This window comes from Streptomyces sp. NPDC021212, assembly GCF_044332925.1.
Classification (GTDB): domain Bacteria; phylum Actinomycetota; class Actinomycetes; order Streptomycetales; family Streptomycetaceae; genus Streptomyces.
In genome coordinates, this window is the sequence record NZ_JBIRPZ010000002.1 from 283891 (window position 1) to 299020 (window position 15130).

At 71.5% G+C, this 15130-nt stretch carries 12 protein-coding genes; 5 read left to right on the plus strand and 7 right to left on the minus strand.

The window, feature by feature from the left end:
* On the minus strand, positions 1-1473 hold the full coding sequence (locus tag ACH4SI_RS05490) for an amino acid permease (protein WP_398292876.1): 1473 nt from the start codon (positions 1471-1473) through the stop codon (positions 1-3).
* A 368-nt stretch (positions 1474-1841) separates the two neighbouring features.
* Here ACH4SI_RS05490 and ACH4SI_RS05495 point away from each other — a divergent pair, with 368 nt between their 5' ends.
* Both ACH4SI_RS05495 and ACH4SI_RS05500 read left to right on the plus strand, forming a co-directional pair.
* Positions 1842-2018 (plus strand): hypothetical protein, encoded by a 177-nt coding sequence (locus ACH4SI_RS05495; protein WP_398292878.1) that lies wholly within the window; start codon positions 1842-1844, stop codon positions 2016-2018.
* Positions 2015-2854 carry a DUF2637 domain-containing protein gene (locus tag ACH4SI_RS05500; RefSeq protein ID WP_398292880.1) on the plus strand — a complete coding sequence of 280 codons (840 nt, stop codon included), beginning with the start codon at positions 2015-2017 and terminating at the stop codon, positions 2852-2854. Before ACH4SI_RS05495 ends, ACH4SI_RS05500 begins: the two co-directional genes overlap by 4 nt.
* Before the next feature lie 85 nt (positions 2855-2939).
* Here the strand turns inward: ACH4SI_RS05500 and ACH4SI_RS05505 are convergent, their stop codons facing one another.
* The 4 genes from ACH4SI_RS05505 to rpe all read right to left on the minus strand — a co-directional run bounded on the left by ACH4SI_RS05505 (position 2940) and on the right by rpe (position 7927).
* Positions 2940-4403, minus strand: coding sequence for a GuaB1 family IMP dehydrogenase-related protein (locus ACH4SI_RS05505; protein WP_398292882.1), 1464 nt, complete (start codon positions 4401-4403; stop codon positions 2940-2942).
* A gap of 548 nt (positions 4404-4951) precedes the next feature.
* The gene (locus ACH4SI_RS05510; RefSeq protein ID WP_398292884.1) at positions 4952-5740 is read right to left on the minus strand and encodes an SDR family NAD(P)-dependent oxidoreductase; all 789 of its coding nucleotides are present in this window, start codon (positions 5738-5740) and stop codon (positions 4952-4954) included.
* 386 nt (positions 5741-6126) lie between these two features.
* The gene (locus ACH4SI_RS05515) at positions 6127-7116 is read right to left on the minus strand and encodes a sugar-binding transcriptional regulator (protein ID WP_398293903.1); all 990 of its coding nucleotides are present in this window, start codon (positions 7114-7116) and stop codon (positions 6127-6129) included.
* 112 nt (positions 7117-7228) lie between these two features.
* Positions 7229-7927: a ribulose-phosphate 3-epimerase gene (gene rpe, locus ACH4SI_RS05520; RefSeq protein WP_398292886.1), complete on the minus strand. Its 699-nt coding sequence runs from the start codon at positions 7925-7927 to the stop codon at positions 7229-7231.
* Positions 7928-8099: 172 nt separating this feature from the next.
* Here rpe and ACH4SI_RS05525 point away from each other — a divergent pair, with 172 nt between their 5' ends.
* A complete protein-coding gene (locus tag ACH4SI_RS05525) occupies positions 8100-9176 on the plus strand; it encodes a serine hydrolase (RefSeq protein ID WP_398292888.1) in 1077 nt (358 codons plus the stop codon).
* On the opposite strand, the gene ACH4SI_RS05530 is transcribed toward ACH4SI_RS05525, so the two are convergent.
* Complete coding sequence (locus ACH4SI_RS05530; RefSeq protein WP_398292890.1) at positions 9148-11367, minus strand: NADP-dependent isocitrate dehydrogenase; 2220 nt, start codon at positions 11365-11367, stop codon at positions 9148-9150. The two genes, ACH4SI_RS05525 and ACH4SI_RS05530, sit on opposite strands and share 29 nt — an antisense overlap.
* 258 nt (positions 11368-11625) lie before the next feature.
* Here ACH4SI_RS05530 and ACH4SI_RS05535 point away from each other — a divergent pair, with 258 nt between their 5' ends.
* Complete coding sequence (locus tag ACH4SI_RS05535; RefSeq protein WP_398292892.1) at positions 11626-12849, plus strand: hypothetical protein; 1224 nt, start codon at positions 11626-11628, stop codon at positions 12847-12849.
* Between the two features lie 27 nt (positions 12850-12876).
* Positions 12877-13653 (plus strand): hypothetical protein, encoded by a 777-nt coding sequence (locus tag ACH4SI_RS05540; protein WP_398292894.1) that lies wholly within the window; start codon positions 12877-12879, stop codon positions 13651-13653.
* 10 nt (positions 13654-13663) lie between these two features.
* Here ACH4SI_RS05540 and ACH4SI_RS05545 read toward each other — a convergent pair whose 3' ends face one another.
* Entirely contained in the window at positions 13664-15112 is a 1449-nt protein-coding gene (locus tag ACH4SI_RS05545) for an RsmB/NOP family class I SAM-dependent RNA methyltransferase (RefSeq protein ID WP_398292896.1), read from the minus strand.
* Positions 15113-15130: the final 18 nt, after the last annotated feature.

Consider the following 15130-nt stretch of genomic DNA (forward strand, 5'->3'; position numbering starts at 1 on the left):
TCACTTCTCTGCTGTGGCCAGTCGGGATCGGCGCATGCCGTATGCGAAGTACAGCACAAGTCCGACGGCCATCCAGACACCGAAGACCACCCAGGTCACGAACTCCAGACTGTTCATCATCCACAGGCACAGCCCGAGGCCGATGAGCGGGAAGAGCGGCGACAGCGGCACCCGGAAGGTCCGCGTCATCTCGGGCCGGGTCCGGCGCAGCACGATGACGGCGATGTTGACCAGCCCGAACGCGAAGAGCGTGCCGATGCTGGTGGCGTCGGCGAGCTGGCCCAGCGGGATGGCGGCGGCGAGGACGCCGCAGAAGAGGGAGACGATGACGGTGTTGGCGCGCGGCACCTGGGTCCTGGGGTGGACCTTGGAGAAGACCGGGGGCACCAGCCCGTCGCGGGACATCGCGAAGAGGATGCGGGTCTGGCCGTAGAGCACGGTCAGCACCACGGAGGCGATCGCGATGACCGCGCCGGCCGCCAGCACCACGGCCCAGAAGCTCTGCCCTGTGACGTCCTTCATGATCCCGGCGAGGGCGGCCTCGGTGCCCGCGAACTTCTTCCACGGCAGGGCGCCCACCGCCACGGCCGCGACCAGGCAGTACAGCGCGGTGACGATGACCAGCGAGAGCATGATCGCGCGGGGCAGGTCGCGCTGCGGGTTCTTGGCCTCCTCGCCGGCCGTGGAGGCGGCGTCGAAGCCGATGTACGAGAAGAAGAGGGTGGCCCCGGCGGCGCTGACGCCCGCCATGCCCAGCGGCATGAACGGCGTGTAGTTCCCGGCCCGGATGCCGGTGAAGGCGACGGCGCAGAACAGGATCAGCGCGGCGATCTTCACCGCGACCATGATCGCGTTGGCCCGGGCGCTCTCCTTGGCACCGCCCAGCAGGAAGACCATGGCCAGCAGCACCACGAGCAGCGCGGGCAGGTTGAAGACGCCGCCGTCGCCGGGCGGGGCGGCGAGCGCGTCGGGGATGGTGAGGCCGAGCGTGCCGTCCAGCAGCTCGTTGAGGTACTGGCCCCAGCCGACGGCGACGGCCGCGACCGAGACGCCGTACTCCAGGATCAGGCACCAGCCGCACACCCAGGCGATCAGCTCGCCCATGGTGGCGTAGGCGTACGAGTACGAGGACCCGGAGACCGGGATGGTGCCCGCCAGCTCCGCGTACGAGAGCGCGGAGAACAGCGCGGTGAGCCCGGCTATGACGAAGGACACGATGACCGCGGGGCCCGCGTCCGGCACGGCCTCACCGAGGACGACGAAGATGCCGGTGCCCAGCGTCGCGCCAATGCTGATCATGGTCAGCTGCCACATGCCCATGGAGCGCCGCAGGCTTCCGCCCTCACCTTGTCCGCCCTCGGCGACCAGCCGCTCCACCGGTTTGCGCCGCATCAATCGGGCGCCGAACCCGCCGGCCGGAGGCTTGCCCTCCGGTCGCTGGGCGGTGGGAGGGGCTGTGCCGTGCTCCAACACGTGGGTGGCTCCTTAATCGCTGCCATCGGCTTGGCGTACGGGGTGTGGCGGACCGAACGCGGGCATAGGGATGCCCGGTGACACATCCGCAGAAGGGAATCGCCGAGCGCGCGGTCTGGCGCCACTCGGCGTCAGCGCAAGACCCTACGAGTCGTCCGGCCACGGCCGTAATGCACCATCCTTGCGCATACGTGTCCGAACATTGCGCGCGGGGGCGCCCGCCAGGTAATCATTGCGACACCCGTGCGCGCGTCACCCCCCGGTTCACCCGAATGCCGCGATACGGCACCAATTTGGCGGTCGTTGGTGGGGACGTGACGACTGACAGGCTGCAGCCCCCTGACCACGCTCCGCTTACGGCCGAACCCGTGTTCCGGGCCCGGGACCACGGGATCGAGGAGGAGCGGTTCCCGCACGATCACCCCCTCGAATACTGCTCGAGGGTCTGGGAGGACTTCCTCACGACCCTGGGCAGGATCGAGGACGACTTCCTCCAGCGCTCCGGTACGGCGGAGCCGGGCGTCGAGGCGGGCGTCCAGGCATGACGTACACCGAGCCGAGGCCGGGCGGCTTCGGGCCCCCTCCCACCGGCCACCGCCCGCCGCCCGCCCCGTTCGAGCGGTTCGAGGCCGGCGTCGACTACTCCGGGGCCGACTATCCCGGCGTCGACTACCACGGCATCGACTACGAGCGGAATCCTTTCCCCCTGCCGGACCCGGATTCCCTGGAGGGCCGCTGGGACCTGGAAGGAGACCTGGCGCGGCTGCTCCAGAGCACCGGAGCCATCCCCACCGTCCCCCCTCCCGCCGCCGCGCCCGTCTCCGCCCCCCTCGAGGAGCCGGTGCACTCCACCGGTCCGATCCCCATCCGGTCACCCTCCCCCGCCCATGTGCGCGGGCGCGGTAAGCGCCGCCGGGTCCGCCTCCGGCTGCCGACCATGCCGTGGCTCCAGCTGGTCAGCCTGCTCTTCGCGGCGATGACCACCGTGATCGTCGCCATGCTGAGCGTGCTGGGCGGGATGATCTCGTACCGCCCGCTGCGCTATCTGGCCTCCCCCAGCACCTCGGAGTCCATGGCCGCGTGGTGGCCCCTGCTGGTCTACGGCCCCTGGCTGGTCGCCTCGCTGTCCGTGCTGCGGGCCGCGCTGCACCGCCGCGGGGCCGCGCACTCATGGGCGGTGGTCGTGCTCTTCTCCACGATCGCGGTGTTCCTGTGCGTCGCGCACGCCCCCAAGAACGCGCCCAGCATGGCCGTCGCCGGTCTCCCGCCGGTCGCCGCGCTGGTCTCGTTCCACCAGCTGGTACGCCAGATCACCCTCACCAGCCCACCCCGGCACGCCCTGCCCCGGCGGGGCGGTGACCCCCGCGGCGTCATGCGGTGACGTCGCGGCACACACGACGGTGGCCCCACTCACCCGAGCCGAGTGGGGCCACCGTCGTGCGATGCCCTCGCGGGGCGCCGCCCGCTCACTCCCAGCTGGCGTGCATCGGCTTGCCCTCGGCGTAGCCCGCGGCGCTCTGTACGCCGATCACCGCGCGCTCGTGGAACTCCTCCAGCGAGCCCGCGCCCGCGTAGGTGCAGGAGCTGCGCACCCCCGCGATGATCGAGTCGATCAGGTCCTCGACGCCCGGACGGGTCGGGTCCAGGAACATCCGCGAGGTCGAGATCCCCTCCTCGAACAGCCCCTTGCGGGCGCGCTCGTAGGGCGACTCCTCGCTGGTGCGGTTGCGCACCGCGCGCGCGGACGCCATGCCGAAGCTCTCCTTGTACGGCCGCCCGTCGGCGGCGTGCTGGAGGTCGCCCGGGGACTCGAACGTACCGGCGAACCACGAGCCGACCATGACGTTGGACGCCCCGGCCGCGAGCGCCATCGCCACGTCGCGCGGATGCCGGATCCCGCCGTCCGCCCAGACGTGCTTGCCCAACTTCCGCGCCTCGGCGGCGCATTCCAGCACCGCGGAGAACTGCGGGCGGCCCACGCCGGTCATCATGCGGGTGGTGCACATGGCGCCCGGTCCGACGCCGACCTTGACGATGTCGGCGCCCGCCTCGATCAGATCGCGCACACCCTCTGCGGCGACCACGTTGCCCGCGGCTACGGGGACGCGCGGGCCGAGGGCGCGGACCGCCTTCAGCGCGGTGATCATCGACTCCTGGTGGCCGTGCGCGGTGTCCACGACCAGGGTGTCCACCCCGGCGTCGAGCAGCGCCTTGGCACGCCCCTCCACATCACCGTTGACGCCCACGGCGGCGGCGATCCGCAGCCGCCCCTCACCGTCCACGGCGGGCTGGTACAGCGTGGCGCGCAGCGCGCCCTTGCGGGTCAGGATCCCGGCCAGCTTGCCGTCGGCGTCGACGGCCGGGGCGAACTTGCGGTGCGCCGCGTCGAGGCGGCCGAAGGCGTCCTGGGGGTCGATGTCGGCGTCGAGCAGCAGCAGTTCCCGGGACATCACCTCGGACAGCTGCGTGAACCGGTCCACCCCCGTCAGGTCGGACTCGGTCACCACGCCCACCGGGCGGCCGTCCTGCACCACGACGCCCGCGCCGTGCGCCCGCTTGGGCAGCAGCGAGAGGGCGTCGGCGACGGTGCCGGAGGGGGCGAGCACGATCGGGGTGTCCAGGACCAGGTGGCGGCCCTTGACCCAGCGGATGACATCGGTGACGACGTCGATCGGGATGTCCTGCGGAATGACGACGAGGCCGCCGCGCCGGGCGACCGTCTCGGCCATCCGGCGCCCCGCGATCGCGGTCATGTTGGCGACGACGAGCGGGATGGTGGTGCCGGAGCCGTCGGGTGAGGCCAGGTCGACACCCTGGCGGGAGCCGACCGCGGAGCGGTTCGGCACCATGAACACGTCGTCGTACGTCAGGTCGTAGGGAGCCGGAGACGACTTCACATAGCGACCGGTTCCAGGCTCAAGGAATTGCATACTTCCACGTTTCCACGCGCAGGGGCGCAGGTCACTCCCATGAAGCCCCAGCAAAACACCCCCGCGATCATGTAATCCTCCAACGGGGAGCCTCATTCATGATTGAACTGAAGTGAGTTCGCCACCCCGAGAGGGTCGATCATCACCGGTAAATCTCACCTTCGACCGGCATTGCGCAGTCATTGTCTCATCAAGTTCAGTTTGGCAGCTTCACGAAATCCCAGCCAACCTCCCGCTACCCCACACAAACTACCCGATCACGGGCATATCGGTTCGGCTGGGAGCCACGCTGTTGCTCGCCGCCTGCGGCGGCACCGGCGGAGACGGCGACAAGCCCAGGGCGTGCCCGCGTCCGCCGGCATGGTCGCTGCCAGCTTGTCGATGTGCTCGGGCCCTCCGCCGACCGATCGCCGCCGGCACCACGAAAACCGCCACCAGCGAAACAATCACAGCGCCGATGGCGTATCCAGTCACCATTGCGGAGTTGTAGAAGTAGCGACGATCGCGCGGCGCGCATTCCACAACCAGTGCGAGCGCCAGTGGAACGGTCAGACCGTGAACCGGCCTCCATTGCTCAGCAGCACCGCACCCACCACATTGGATGCGGCAGGCGACGCCAGAAAGCAGATGTTGTCGGCCAGCTGCTCCGGCGTCGCGTATCCGCCCGACTCGGCCATCTTCTGGCGGACGGCGCCCGGGGTACGCGCCGCCATCGGCGTATCCACTGGCCCAGGAGCGACGGTATTGACGCGGATACCGAAAGCGATGGCCTCTTTCGCCACGGCCTGGGACAGCGCGTGCACGCCGGCTTTGGAGGCGGCGTAGTGGGGATATCCCGTGAGCGTGTCGAACGCCGCGGACGAGCCCACCGTCACGATGGCGCCTCGGCCGCGTGTGCGCATGGCTCGCACAGCGGCTCGCAGGACGTGGAAAGTGCCGTCGAGGTTCACGGCCATCACCCGGCGCCAGGCGGCGTCATCGAGTCGGGTCAGCACGTCCACCGGCTCGCCCGACTCCTGAGCCTCGAGGATGCGCGTCTTGGCGTCAGGGTCGTCGACCCCGGCCGTGTGGATGACCACGTCGATACGGCCTTCGGATTCGACGACGGACGACACGACGGCATCGACGGCCTGCGGATCCGTCACATCGACAACGTGAGCAACCCCTTCGACGGCGGACGCGACGGCGCGAGCACCGTCCGCGTCGAGGTCGCCCACGTGCACGGCCGCACATCCTTCGGCGGCGAGCCGGCGGGCCACCGCGGCCCCGATCCCTGACCCGCCCCCGGTGACGAGCGTGACCTGTCCCGCGAAGCGGTGCTCAGGGGGCGTGGCCATTGGGCTGTCTCCTCTTCTCGTGCAGCGACGATTCCATGCTGATCGAATCGATGTTGCCGGAGCAGGCGAACCTTCAAGGGTCTCGCTCGAAGACCAACTCGCGACGACTGTCCGAAGGGGACGTGCCGGCGAGTTCCAGGTCACCCGAAGGTACGCACCAGGTGTCCCGCAGCTGATCTGTCGAGGTTAGATGCGACCAGCATCAAACCTAACTGAACTCATGTCAATACCTGGTCGCGCGGTGGGCGAAGAGGAACGGTGAGCGAAGATCGCGCGGCGGAGAACGGTCGGTGCCCCGAGGGGAGCCGGGTCGGACGGCTCGCGGTCCGAGGACTCGCTACCGCTACGCCCGTTCCCGGCGCCCGAGGGCACCGGGAGCGGGCTCGTCAGTCGCCGTCGGGGTCGGCCCGGTCGAGCGCGGGGCGGGGGCCCGGGTCCGCCTCCAGCAGGAGGTGGTCGGCCGCCGTCGTGTCCGTCACCAGGCTGGTGACCAGCCCCGACCGCAGCACCGCGCCGATCGCCACCGCCTTGCGGCGGCCGCCCGCGATCGCCACCACCTCGGGGATCCGGCGCAGCCGGTCGGCCTCCACCGTGATGCACCGTTCGCCCAGGTCGCGGCCGATGCGGCGGCCCTCGACGTCGAAGAGGTGGGCCGACATCTCGGCGGCGGCGCCGAGGCTCTCGTAGTGGGCCCGCTCCTCCTCGGTGAGCATGTCGTGCACGGTGGAGATCCCGGCCTCCCAGGAGCCGATGGACACGCAGGCCACGGTGACCTTGTCGAAGTACTCGAAGGCGCGGGCGATCCCGGTCTGTCCGCGCAGCGCGTCGGCCGTCGCCGTGTCCGGCAGCAGCATCGGCGCGTAGATCGGGTGGGCCTCGCCGCCGGAGACGGCGGCGGCGCGGCGCACCGCCTCGACCGAACCGCGCTCGGCCGTGCCCGCGTCGTACACGCCGGTGAGCTGGACGACGGTGCACGGGGGCAGCCGGTGCAGCGCCGCGGCCATGTGGATGGTGGAACGGCCCCAGGCCAGCCCGAGTACATCGCCCTCGTTCACCAGCTCGCCGAGCAGGTCCGCGGCGACCTCGCCCAGGTTCTCCGGGTCCGGGGTGTCGGCCTCGGCGTCGGCAGGGGACTCGACGACGACCGCGTGGCGCAGCCCGTAGCGGGCGCGCAGCGCGTCGGAGCGCTCCGCGTCGAGTTCGGCGGGAACCCGGATCTCGATCCGCACCAGGTCGCGTTCGAGCGCGGTCTCCAGCACCCGCGCGACCTTGAAGCGGCTGACCCCGAACTCCTCGGCAATCTGGATCTTGGACTTGCCCTCGAGGTAGAAGCGGCGCGCCATGGCCGCCGCCTGCACCAGTTCGGCGGGTCCCATCCGCGTGGCTGAACGGCCCGTCGACACCGCGGTCTCCTCACTTGTCAATGTTCCGGCCTCACCGTTCATCCTGTCAGAAACGGCTGAGTTGGTTCGCGCTTTGCTGTGACGTTCACCGACCGGCAGCTTCGTGGCCGCACAGCCCGGTGCCGCCCGCCGCGTTCTCGGCCAGGGCGCGCAGCTCGCGTACGGCCTTGTCCGGGTCCTGCGCCCCGTAGACCGCGGAACCCGCCACGAACACATCGGCGCCCGCCTCCGCGCACCGCTCGATGGTCGAGGCGGACACCCCACCGTCCACCTGGAGCCACATCTCCAGGCCGTGCCGGGAGATCAGCTCACGGGTGCGGCGGATCTTGGGCAGCATGATGTCGAGGAACGCCTGCCCGCCGAAGCCGGGTTCCACGGTCATCACCAGCAGCATGTCCAGCTCGGGCAGCAGGTCCTCGTACGGCTCGATGGGGGTCGCGGGCTTGAGCGCCATCGCCGCCCGCGCGCCCTTGGCCCGGATCTCGCGCGCCAACCGTACGGGCGCGGCCGCGGCCTCCACGTGGAAGGTGACCGAGCCCGCCCCCGCCTCCACGTAACCCGGGGCCCAGCGGTCCGGGTCCTCGATCATGAGGTGGCAGTCCATCGGCGTGTCCGTCGCCTTGCCCAGCGCCTCCACCACCGGCACCCCGAGGGTCAGGTTGGGCACGAAGTGGTTGTCCATGACGTCGACATGGAGCCAGTCGGCACCCTCGACGGCCTTGGCTTCGTCCGCGAGGCGGGAGAAGTCCGCGGACAGGATGCTGGGATTGATCTGCACGGCCATGGGACCAGCCTGCCACGCCCGCCGCCGGGCGAGAGACCCGGGATGATCACGAACCGGTCGCCGCCCGATCGACCCGCCCCGGTTGTCCCCGCTTGCCCTCGCTTGCCCCCGGTTGCCTCGTTCCGCTTGCTGCCCCGCGGGCGGCGCGATGTCGTGATCAAGGATCTTGAAAATGGCGAAGGCGAAGGCGACGATGCGACCGATCACGACAGGGCAGCCCCTCCACGCGCGCTCCCGCGCGGCCCTCTCCCTCGCGCTGGCCGCGGGGATCCTCACCGCTCCCCTGACCCGGGCGGGAACCGCCACGGCGAGCCCGGCGGTGGCCTGCGCCTCGGCCAGGCCCGGGCTCGCCACCAGGCTGTCCCGGGACGTCACCGCCGCGCTGCGCGGCAGGTCCGTCACCGCGGCGGTCGCCCTGCACGACCACACCACCGGCACCCGCTGCACGCTGCGCGGCGACCAGTGGTTCGACTCGGCGAGCGTGGTGAAGGTGACCGTGCTGGCCGCCCTGCTGCGGGACGCGCGGACCCATCACCGGCTTCTGACGCGCCACGAGAGCCAACTGGCCACCGCCATGATCACCAGGTCGGACAACGCCGCCACGACCGTCCTGTGGCGCCGGCTCGGGGTGACGAGGGTCAGGGCGCTCCTGCGGCTCGCCGGGATGACGAGGACCGTGCCGGGCGACGGCGGCCACTGGGGGCTGACCCGGATCACCGCGAAGGACGAGCAGAAACTGCTGGAACTGCTGACCCACCGCAACCCGGTGCTCGGCAGCAGGTCCCGCGCCTACGCCCTCGGGCTGATGCGCAGGGTCGTCGCGTCGCAGCGCTGGGGCACCCCGGCGGGCGCGCCGCGCGGCACCACGATCCAGGTGAAGAACGGCTGGCTGCCCCGCGCCACGCACGGCTGGCGGGTGCACAGCATCGGCGCGTTCACCGGCCGCGGCCACGACTACACGATCACGGTGCTCACCCAGGACAACGCCACCATGGCCGCCGGGGTGGCCACGGTCCAGGCCGTGGCCCGGGCGGTGCACCGCGGCCTCGGCTCGACGGCGGGCGCGGTGGAGCCGTACGCCCCGGCCCGGGTCCCGCGGGAAGCGCCGCCCGTGGTGCCGTGGTCGTTCGTACCCGGATACGGGACCGCCCCGGCAGGGCGCGAGCACCTGCCGGGGCGGTCGCGTACGGTCCGCGGACCGTACGGTACGGCGAGGACCGTCAGCGCAGGGCGGCCAGCGCCTGGTTGAGGGTCTTCGACGGGCGCATCACGGCCGACGCCTTGGCCCCGTCGGGCTGGTAGTAGCCGCCGATGTCGGCCGGCGAGCCCTGGACGGCGAGCAGCTCGTCCACGATTGTCCGCTCCTGCTCGGTCAGCGTCGCGGCGAGCGCCTTGAACGACTCCGCGAGCTGGGCGTCCTCGGTCTGCTTGGCCAGCTCCTGCGCCCAGTAGAGGGCCAGGTAGAAGTGGCTGCCGCGGTTGTCGATGCCACCGACCCGGCGGCTGGGCGACTTGTTCTCGTGGAGGAACGTGGCGGTCGCCCGGTCCAGGGTGTCGGCGAGCACCTGGGCCCGCGCGTTGCCGGTGGTCTGCGCGAGGTGCTCGAAGCTGACCGCGAGCGCCAGGAACTCGCCCAGGCTGTCCCAGCGCAGGTAGTTCTCCTTGATCAGCTGCTGCACGTGCTTGGGCGCGGAGCCGCCGGCGCCGGTCTCGAACAGCCCGCCGCCGTTCATCAGCGGCACGACCGACAGCATCTTGGCGCTGGTGCCCAGCTCCAGGATCGGGAACAGATCGGTCAGGTAGTCACGCAGCACGTTGCCGGTGACCGAGATCGTGTTCTCGCCGCGGCGGATGCGCTCCAGGGAGAACGCGATCGCGTCGACGGGCGACATGACCTCGATGCGCAGCCCCTCGGTGTCGTGCTCCGGGAGGTACTGCTCGACCTTGGCGATGAGGTTGGCGTCGTGGGCGCGGCCCTCGTCCAGCCAGAACACCGCCGGGTCGCCGGTCGCGCGGGCGCGGGTGACGGCGAGCTTGACCCAGTCGCGGATCGGCGCGTCCTTGGTCTGGCACATCCGGAAGATGTCGCCCTCGCTGACCGTCTGCTCCAGGACCAGGTTGCCCTGGCCGTCGGTCACCCGCACGGTGCCGGTGGCCGGGATCTCGAAGGTCTTGTCGTGGCTGCCGTACTCCTCGGCCTTCTGCGCCATCAGGCCGACGTTGGGCACCGAGCCCATGGTCGACGGGTCGAAGGCGCCGTTGGCGCGGCAGTCGTCGATGACGACCTGGTAGATGCCCGCGTAGCTGCTGTCCGGGATGACCGCGAGGGTGTCGGCCTCCTCGCCCTTGGTGTCCCACATGTGGCCCGAGGTGCGGATCATGGCGGGCATGGAGGCGTCGACGATGACGTCGCTCGGGACGTGCAGGTTGGTGATGCCGCGGTCGGAGTCGACCATGGCCAGCTCCGGGCCCTCGGCCAGCTCGGCCTCGAAGGACTCCTTGATCTTCGCGCCCTCGGGCAGCGACTCCAGGCCCTTGAGGATGCCGCCGAGCCCGTCGTTCGGGGTGAGCCCGGCCGCGGCCAGCGCCTGGCCGTACGCGGCGAACGTCTTCGGGAAGAAGGCCCGTACGACATGGCCGAAGATGATCGGGTCGGAGACCTTCATCATCGTGGCCTTCAGGTGCACCGAGAACAGCACGCCCTCGGCCTTGGCGCGGGCGACCTGCTCCTTCAGGAACTCGCGCAGCACCGCCACGCGCATCACGGACGCGTCCACGACCTCGCCCGCGAGCACCGGCACCGACTCGCGCAGCACGGTGGTGGAGCCGTCGTCACCGGTCAGCTCGATGCGCAGCGCACCGTCCTCGGCGATCACCGCGGACTTCTCGGTGGAGCGGAAGTCGTCGCCGGTCATGTGGACGACGTTCGTCTTGGAGTCGGCCGACCAGGCGCCCATGCGGTGCGGGTTGGCCTTGGCGTAGTTCTTGACCGACGCCGGGGCGCGGCGGTCGGAGTTGCCCTCGCGCAGAACCGGGTTGACGGCGCTGCCCTTGACCTTGTCGTACCGGGCGCGGATGTCGCGCTCCTCGTCGGTCTTCGGGTCGTCCGGGTAGTCCGGCAGCGCGTAACCCTGCTCCTGCAGCTCGGCGATGGCCGCCTTCATCTGCGGGATGGAGGCCGAGATGTTCGGCAGCTTGATGATGTTGGCGCCGGGCGTCTTGGCCAGCTCGCCCAGCTCGGCGAGGGCGTCCTCGATGCGCTGGTCCTCCTGGAGACGCTCGGGGAACTGAGCGATGATGCGCCCGGCCAGGGAGATGTCCCGCCGCTCCACGGAGACCCCGGCCGTCGAGGCGTAGGCCTCGACCACGGGCAGGAACGAATACGTCGCCAAGGCCGGGGCCTCGTCGGTGTGCGTATAGATGATGGTCGAGTCAGTCACCGGGTGCTCCGCTCCACGTCTGTAACATTGCTCGACATCAAGATATCCCGTGACCGGCCTGTGTTCGAACGCCCCCCGCCCGCTCGTCCCCGACCCCCTCGTCCCCGGCCCGGGAGGACGCGGGCCGTGCGCCGTCTTCACCACCCCTTCGCGCCGATGGTTCCCCAAGGCCATGGGACCGGGGCATGCTGAGGGGCGTACGCACCGGTTCTGGGGGGACGTGTGGACGATACGGCGAGCGCCGCGAGCTCTGGGAGAGTGGAACCCGGTCTGCGCATCGCGCGCCCGCCGCGCCCTCCCCTCCTCCACCGCCTCCGCACGCTGGCCCTGCCCCTGGCGTTCGCCCTGGTGGTGGCCGGGACGGTCCGGCTGGCGTCGGCCGGACATCTGTTCCTGCCGTTCCAGCCGGTGACGACGCTGGAAGGACGGCTCGGTTCCAAGGCCGTGCTCTTCGAGGACCCGGAGGTCACCCGGATCCTGCTCCGGAACGGCATCCGGGTGCACACCCTCAGCGCGGGGTCCCGCGAGGTGGCGGTGGGAAGCCTGGACGGCTACGACTTCGCCTTCCCCTCCGGTCCGGCCGCCGGGCGGCTGATCACCGATGCGCGGGAGGCGCGCGGCCAGTACAGCGATTCGAAGTGGCCGCTGGAGACGCCGCTGGTCCTCGCCACCTACCGGCCCTACGCCGAGACCCTGCGCAAGGCGGGTATGGCCACCCCGCAGTCCCCCTCCGGCGGGGGCAAGCCGCTCTACTACTCGCTCGACATGGACAAGTTCCTCGACACGACCGAGCGCGGCGAGACGTGGAACGACCTGGGCATCGGCAAGCAGGGCATCCGGAACGGGAACGTCGTCCTCGCCCGGACCTCCGACCTCTGCCAGTCCAATTCGGCCGGCACCTATCTGAGCCTGGTCGCCTACACCCGCAACGGCGGCAAGGTGCCCGCCGGGACCGCGGAGGCCGAGAAGGTCGCGCGGAGGATCAAACCGCTGCTGACGGCCCAGGGCAGCGCCGGCGCCGACCTGTTCCAGCAGTACTCCGCCCACAAGGACCCGACCCGCGACCCGATCGTGGTGGTCTACGAGCACCAGTACCTCGCCTACCAGGCCCGGTACGGCGCCGCGCGGCACCGTTACGACTCCGACCGCGTGCTGCTCTACCCCAGGGTTCCGATGATGACCCGGCCGCAGTTCATCATGCTCAGCCACAAGGCCGACCGGCTCGCCGAACTCCTCGTCGGGGACCCCGCGTTGCGCAGCCGTGCGACGGCGCTGGGCTTCCGCGTCCTCGGCTCCGGGAGCGACGGCGGCGGCAGCCTCGGTACCGAGGCGCTGAGGACGTATCTGCGGCGGCAGGGCGTGCCGCCCCCGCCCGCCGAACCCGCCGGCCACGACGAGACCAAGGCGGGGACGCCCAAGCCCACGGTCCTGGAACGGATGCTCCGCATCGTCGACGACTGCCCGGCGGCCCCAACGGACTGACCGGCCCGGACACATCGAGGTGGAACCGTGCCCCTCTTCCATGACGGCCTGTGGTGGGACATCTGGTGGCCGTGGATGCTCCTCTGGCTGACGACCGCCGCGAGCCTCGTGACGGCCGTGGCCCTGCTGGCCGGCGCCCGGCGGCGGCACAGACGCCCCTCGGAGCGGCTGATGATCGACTGGACCTGCCGCTACCTCGACAACACGGCGATCATGGACAACTTCCAGCTGAACCGCTACTCCGTGTCGCTCAGGAAGGAGGTCGAGCTGCGGACCACCAAGAGCAGGGCCCTCGGCCTCACGCTCCAGCTCATTCCGTTCCTCGGACCGGACGCGGGCATCGAGACCAGCCGTGACATGGTCGTCAAGTACATCGAGGCGGCCGAGCCGATCTCGGCGATCGGCGTCATCGTGGACGGCCTGGAGCGCAGTGACGCCATCGTCCACGCCGATCTGTGGCAGGGCACCGTACGGCGGAACGCGGCGCTGAGGAAGGCCCTGGCGGGGCGGCCACGGGGCGGGAGCGCCCTGCTCAGCCGCACGAAGGGGATGTTCGTGCTGCTCTCCGGGAGCTTCCGGAAGGACGCCGGGGACCGGGCGGAGGGCCGGACCGTCTTCGTCGCCGACTACGAGTCCGCCCCGGGCGCCCGGGTCCGGATGTCGTGCGTCTCCGCCGGGCTGCGCGGGGACGGGGAGCCTCCCGGCTCCTCCGGCTCCTTCCCCGGGCTTTGCCTGGGCAAGGTGCAGAGCTGGGAGGTGGCGGAGGGCGTACTGGAGGTACGCCCTCTGGCGATCTTCAGCTGACGTCCGGGGGTCACCCGGTGCGGCGCAGCAGGGCCAGGTACATCGCGTCCGTGCCGTGCAGATGCGGCCACAGCTGGACGTCGGGGCCCTCGCCCAGGGCGGGGACGCCCGGCATCAGGGGGCGGGCGTCGATCCACTCCGCCGTCGCGCCCTCGCCCTTGCGGGCCTCCCCCAGCACGTCCTCGACCACGGCGCGGGTCTCGGCCGGGTGCGGGGAGCAGGTCGCGTAGCCGACGATGCCGCCGATCCGTGACGCGGCCAGCGCCTCGCGCAGCAGCCCGCGCTGGAGCGGGGCGAACCCGGCCAGGTCCTCCGGGCGGCGGCGCCAGCGCGCCTCGGGACGGCGGCGCAGCGCGCCGAGGCCGGTGCACGGCACGTCGACCAGCACCCGGTCGAAGCTCTCCGGCCGCCACGGCGGGCGGGTTCCGTCGGCGGCGATCACCTGGTACGGGCCGGGGTTGCCGGCGAGCGCCCGCTCCACCAGCCGGGCCCGGTGCGGCTGCTTCTCGGCGGCCAGCAGGGACGCGCCGCGCCCCGCGGCGAGCGCGCCGAGCAGGGCGGCCTTGCCGCCGGGACCGGCGCAGCCGTCCAGCCAGCGCCGGTCGGGGCCGTCGAGTGGGGCGTTCGCGAGCGCGAGGGCGACGAGCTGGCTGCCCTCGTCCTGCACTCCGGCGCGTCCCTCGCGGACCGCGTCCAGCGCGCCGGGCTCGCCGCCCTCGGTGAGCCGCACGGCGTACGGGGACCAGCGGCCCGGCAGCGCGGACTCCTCGCCGACGGCGGCGACCAGCTCGTCGGGGCGGGCCCGGCCGGGGCGGGCGACGAGGGTGACCTCGGGCCGTTCGTTGTCGGCCTCCAGCAGGTCCTCGATCCCGGCCCGGCCGCCGCCGAGCGCGTCCCACAGCGCCGAGACGATCCAGCGCGGATGCGCGTGCACGACGCCGAGATGGTCCTCGGGATCCTCGTCGTACGGCGGGGCGACCCGCTCCAGCCAGGTGTCGAGGTCCGCGGCGGCGATCTTGCGCAGCACCGCGTTGACGAACTTGGCGCGCCCGTCGCCGAGCACCACCCGGGCCAGTTCGACGCTCGCGGAGACGGCGGCGTGGGTGGGGATGCGGGTGCCCAGCAGCTGGTGGGCGCCCAGGCTCAGCACGTCGAGGACCGGCGGGTCCACCTCGCGCAGCGGGCGGTCCACGCATTCGGCGATGATCGCGTCGTAGGTGCCCTGGTGGCGCAGGGTGCCGTAGACCAGCTCGGTGGCGAGCGCCGCGTCCCGGGCGTCGAACCCGTCGCCCTCCCGCGCCTTGCGGAGCATGGGCGGGAGGACGAGGTTGGCGTACGCGTCCCGTTCGTCGACGGCCCGCAGCGCCTCGAAGGCGAGGATCCGTACGGGGTCCTTCTTCGGCCTGCGGTAGGGCTTGCCGGGGCGGCTGCGACGGGGAGGGTCGGGCTGGGGGCTCACGGGAAATGTGCTCCGGAA

Coding starts and splice junctions, on each gene's coding strand:
- ACH4SI_RS05500 (WP_398292880.1), top strand. CDS start 2,015: ATGACGTACACCGAGCCGAGGCCGGGCGGCTTCGGGCCCCCTCCCACC.
- ACH4SI_RS05525 (WP_398292888.1), top strand. CDS start 8,100: ATGGCGAAGGCGAAGGCGACGATGCGACCGATCACGACAGGGCAGCCC.
- ACH4SI_RS05515 (WP_398293903.1), bottom strand. CDS start 7,116: ATGGGACCCGCCGAACTGGTGCAGGCGGCGGCCATGGCGCGCCGCTTC.
- ACH4SI_RS05505 (WP_398292882.1), bottom strand. CDS start 4,403: ATGCAATTCCTTGAGCCTGGAACCGGTCGCTATGTGAAGTCGTCTCCG.
- ACH4SI_RS05510 (WP_398292884.1), bottom strand. CDS start 5,740: ATGGCCACGCCCCCTGAGCACCGCTTCGCGGGACAGGTCACGCTCGTC.
- rpe (WP_398292886.1), bottom strand. CDS start 7,927: ATGGCCGTGCAGATCAATCCCAGCATCCTGTCCGCGGACTTCTCCCGC.